At 72.5% G+C, this 4443-nt stretch carries 6 protein-coding genes and 1 pseudogene; 3 read left to right on the forward strand and 4 right to left on the reverse strand.

Features of this window, described 5'->3' with window-relative positions:
• From M3N57_04935 to M3N57_04945, 3 genes are all read right to left on the reverse strand, one after another.
• On the reverse strand, positions 1–240 hold a 240-nt coding region (locus tag M3N57_04935), incomplete at its 3' end, for a hypothetical protein (protein MDP9022043.1).
• 213 nt (positions 241–453) lie between these two features.
• A complete protein-coding gene (locus tag M3N57_04940; protein ID MDP9022044.1) occupies positions 454–1701 on the reverse strand; it encodes a 13E12 repeat family protein in 1248 nt (415 codons plus the stop codon).
• A 163-nt stretch (positions 1702–1864) separates the two neighbouring features.
• Entirely contained in the window at positions 1865–2989 is a 1125-nt protein-coding gene (locus M3N57_04945; GenBank protein MDP9022045.1) for a beta-hexosaminidase, read from the reverse strand.
• A 32-nt stretch (positions 2990–3021) separates the two neighbouring features.
• Here M3N57_04945 and M3N57_04950 point away from each other — a divergent pair, with 32 nt between their 5' ends.
• The 3 genes and pseudogenes from M3N57_04950 (at position 3022) to M3N57_04960 (ending at position 3993) form a co-directional block, all read left to right on the forward strand.
• Positions 3022–3189: a hypothetical protein gene (locus tag M3N57_04950; protein ID MDP9022046.1), complete on the forward strand. Its 168-nt coding sequence runs from the start codon at positions 3022–3024 to the stop codon at positions 3187–3189.
• A gap of 112 nt (positions 3190–3301) precedes the next feature.
• Positions 3302–3436, forward strand: a pseudogene (locus M3N57_04955) (methyltransferase).
• A gap of 95 nt (positions 3437–3531) precedes the next feature.
• Complete coding sequence (locus M3N57_04960) at positions 3532–3993, forward strand: hypothetical protein (GenBank protein MDP9022047.1); 462 nt, start codon at positions 3532–3534, stop codon at positions 3991–3993.
• Between the two features lie 61 nt (positions 3994–4054).
• Here M3N57_04960 and M3N57_04965 read toward each other — a convergent pair.
• Positions 4055–4443: vitamin B12-dependent ribonucleotide reductase (locus tag M3N57_04965; GenBank protein ID MDP9022048.1), on the reverse strand; the 389-nt coding region annotated here is incomplete at its 5' end.

Consider the following 4443-nt stretch of genomic DNA (forward strand, 5'->3'; position numbering starts at 1 on the left):
GGACGCGTCTGGGCGGGGTGTCGCCGCGTCGGGAACGCCACCGGCCAGCGTCGCGGCCGTGGACACCGTCACCAGCAACAGGAAGACGGCTGCCAGCGTCCGGCCCAGGCGCGGATGGCCGCGCCACTGACCGAGCCACAACGCCGGCAGCACCCACCCCAGCAGCAGCCACGCGAGGGCCTGCGTCCACGCCGGTCGCGAACGCAGCCACCGCCACGCGTCCCGCGATGCAGCCATCATGGGCAGCAGCGTCCCGACACCTGAGACACGGACACGACGGAGACGCGTCGGACGTTCGGTCCGCCGCGACCTCTCCATAGTCCCGGCATGGCGGTGCTGTGCAGCATGGTGCCCACGTCCTCACGCATCCGTGTCGGGAGCCTCCTCCGGCCCTTCGCCGGCGAGAGCGGTCCTCCCCATCGTCACATCCGGGCAGCAGCCAGCCCTTTGCGGTCACGGGTCGGGGCCGGCGCGGGATCCAGGCGGGTGCAGGGTGGGGCGCTGGTGGGTCCAGGTGACCTGCCATGTGTGGTGGTCGTAGCGGCGGTGGTGGTAGCGGCACCCCAGCCCAGCGGTGTGCAGCGTCAGGCGCCCGCCTTGGGCGTGAGGGGCGCCCAGGTGCATCACGTCACACCAGGCCGGTGGGGCGTCGCAGCCTTCGGCGATGCACCCGCCGTCGCGGTGCACCAGCGCACGCCACAGCCCCGCCCGGACCGTGCGGACCTCCGGGCCGGCCGCCAGCGGTAGGCCATCGCGGTCGACGGCTAGCCACGCCAGTCCGGCGTCATCGAGCAGGTGACGGACCTGCCCGTAGGCCACCGGCCCCGTCCAGGCACCCTCGACCGGTCCGGCGCCGTTTCGCACGGTGTCGAGCGCCACGGTGATGGTGATGTGGGGGCGTACCCCGTGGGTGGTGGGTGCCTGGCCGGCGCGCAGCGCCGCCGACAGCGCGTCGATGATGGCGTCGCCGGTGCGCTGCTCGCTGGTGCGGTGCTCGCCTGGGCGGTCGGGGCGGCGGAAGGCGTGCACGGCGGTGGCCACGATCTCGGCGTCGATCCCTGCCCACGACCCGAACAGCTGCGCGGTGCCCTGGTCGGTGTGGGTGAGTGTGGCGCGCCGGCGGGCGTGGCGGCGGGTGTCGTCGCGCATCGCCGCGTCGTGGTCGACCTCGGCCAGACGCCGCCGGCAGGTGCGCCCGAACTCGACCGGGTCTTGGGCGCGGGCGGCGTCGACCAGTTCGGCCTCGAGGCGGTCGCGGAGGTCTCCCGGCAGCAGGTGCGCCAGGGTGTCCGACAGCAGCCGGGCGTGGCGGGCGGTCAGCTGCCCGGCGTCGGCCGCAGCCCCGGCGACCGGGTGCGCGTCGAGGGCGGTGGCGTCGGCCACGGCGCGTTTGGCCTGCCCGGGGCTCCAGTTGAGGTGGTCGGCCAGGTCGCGGCGGACCTGCCGGCCGGCGCGCTCACCGGCGCGCACATCGTGGGGGTCGGTCTCGGCGGCGCGGCGGGCAGCGCGCTCCGACAGCGCTGCGGTCAGCCGGCACGCGCGCGCTTCCAGACGCCGGCGGGCGACCTCGACCGCCTCGAGCTCGGCGCGGATCTCGTCGTCGCCCAACTCGTCGATACGGGCGGCGACCACCCCGTCGACCGCGCTGGCCAACCCCTGCAGACGTTCCGCGCCGAACACGGTCGGCGCCTGCACCGCCATCGCGGACACCCCGGCCCTCCCTGAACCGAACTGACGTTCGACACCATCGTACGAAGTGGTGTGACGCCACAGCCACCCAGACCCGACCCCCGGTGTGGACAAGAGGACGGCCGCTACGCCTCCGCGGCCGGGCGCCCGCACCCTGGCCGCCGATGCAGGATCCTCAGCGTCCGGAGGGCAGCAGCCCAAGCTGTGCCTTGAGGCGCAGAACCCGCCTGGTCGCGTCGGCGATCGTCTCCTGTGAGAGCCGGCCGGATCTCACGGCGCCCACGATGGCGCGCACAGCCGTGGCGGCGTCCACCGGCATCAGAAGCACGTCGCAGCCCGCCTCCAGCGCCGCCACCACGATCTCGCCATCATCACGCCCGTTCCGCACCCCGCCCATCCACAGCGAGTCGGTCATCACCACGCCGTCGAAGCTCATCTGTTGGCGCAGCAGCCCGCCGACGATCCGCGGTGAGAGGGTGGCTGGCGTCCCTGCCGGGTCGAGTGCCGGAGCGCTCAGGTGGGCGGTCATGACCGCGTCGACGCCAGCGCGCACGGCGGCGACGAACGGCGGCAGGTGAACGTCAGACCACACCTGCCGGGGAGCGTTCACCACCGGCATGCGCTCGTGGCTATCGACGTCCGCGCCGCCGTGGCCCGGGAAGTGCTTGACGGTCGCGGCGATCCCCGCGTCGTGGTAACCGGCGATCTGCGCCTGGACCAGGTCGGACGCGGCCTTGGGGTCGGCGGACAACGCCCGGTCGCCGATGACCGGGTTACCGGGGTTGGTCCTGACGTCCGCGACGGGTGCGAGGTTGAGGTTGATGCCCACCGCAGCCAGTTCGTGCCCGGCGGAGACCGCCGCGCGCCTGGCCACGCCGAGGTCCCCCACTGCACCCAGCTCGGCGCCGCCGGCCGGGTGCGACCCGGGCAGACGGGTGACGGGACCGCCCTCGTGATCGGTCGCCACCAGCAGACCGATACCGACCAACGAGCGGGCCGCTTGCTGCAGGCCAGCCGTGAGGCTGGTGACCTGGTCGCGTCGACGGAGGTTGCTGGTCGGTACGTCGAACGCCTGTGGATCGCTGCGGTTGTGACGGACGAAGACCACCCCGCCGGGGCGGACGGCAGAGATCACCTCGGCCGGGGTCGCGGCTCCGTACAAGCGTCGGTTGGAGGCTGCCTCCTGGTCGGTGACCTGGTGCGGGTCCGAACCGTAGACGTGGACGACGAGGAGCTGGCGGATCTGCGTCTCGAGATCCAGCCGTTCCAGCGCGCTCGTGACCTGCGCCTCAGTCGTCATGTGACCTGCCGGCGGTGTGGAGACTGCGAGCGATGATCCACGGCGAGCTCATCGGTTGGCTGCTGTTCCTCGCGGGCGTGGTGCTGTTCCTCATGGCTGGCATCCGCGACGGCGACCTGCTGACGACCGTCGGGAGCGTGTTGTTCCTGGCCGGCGTGATCGCGTTCCTGGTGCCGGCCCTGTCGGACCGCGACGAGTGAGCCTGGTCCGGTCGGCACCAGGGCGCATCAGCATTCAAGCCGCTGACACCCGGAAGGTTGCCCCGTGAGCTGGAGCGCGGATGCCGACACCTACCAACAGCACGCCGCGTTCGTGGCCGAGCTGGCTGCTGCCCTCGTCGATGTCTTGGATCCCCGCCCCGGCGAGCGCATCCTCGACCTGGGGTGTGGTGATGGGCGGTTGTCGGTCGCCATCGCCCGACGGGGAGCCGAGGTCGTGGCGGTCGACAGCTCACCGGACATGGTTCAGGCCGCGCGGAACCGCGGCATCGAGGCGTACCACGTGGACGGGCAGCAACTCGGCTGCTGGGGTCCTCCGATGCCGTGTTCTCCAACGCCGCGTTGCACTGGATGCCCGACGCCGACGCGGTCCGCGCGGGGGTGGTCGGTGTCCTGGTGGAAGATGGCCGCTTCGTCGCCGAGTTCGGTGGCCGCGGCAACGTCGCCGCGATCCGGGTCGCGGCCCGAGCGGCGCTCGACGCGCAGGCGGTGGACCGGCCGCTGCCGGCTTGGTTCTTCCCGTCAGCCGATGCCTACCAGCAGCGCCTCGAACGCCACGGGTTCACGGTGTTGGGGTGTCAGCTTCGCCCGCGCCCGACCTTTCTCGAGAGCGGCATCCGCTGGTGGCTGACCACGTTCCTCGGCGACACGTTCCGGGCCATGGACGACGAGGCTGCCGCGGCGGTCCTCGACCGGGCGGAGGCGCTGCTCGAGCCAGTGCTCCGCGACGAAGACGGCCGCTGGTGGGCCGATTACGTGCGGGTGGTCGTGCACGCCACCCGATGAGTCGCGGAACGTCTCGGCCTGGGTTCGTCGCGGTCGAGCATGTCCCAACCTGGGGGTGTGCTCAGGAGCAGCCACTCGTCGCCCCGCACTGCTCGCACAGGTGGCAACTGCCCGCCCGCACCATCGGCGTCCCGCACGAGTAGCACAGCGGGGCGTCGGCGTCGTACGTCGCCGGGGAGTCGGCAGCCGGCGCTGCGGGGAGCGCCTCCGCACGCGTCGTCGGTGCGACGGGCGCTGCCGCGGAAACGCCGGTCGACCCGCCGCCGTACTGGGCGTCGAGGGCGGCGGTGCGTTCGTCGCTGGTGTAGATCCCGAGGTCAGCACGCCTGTCGGCGGGGAGGTACTCGATCGCGAGCTTGCGGGCGAGGTAGTCGATGATCGACGTCGCGAAGCGGATCTCCTCGTCGTCGGTCATCCCGGCCGGCTCGAAGCGCATGTTCATGAACTTCT

It is taken from the genome of Actinomycetota bacterium (genome assembly GCA_030776725.1).
Lineage (GTDB): Bacteria > Actinomycetota > Nitriliruptoria > Nitriliruptorales > JAHWKO01 > JAHWKW01.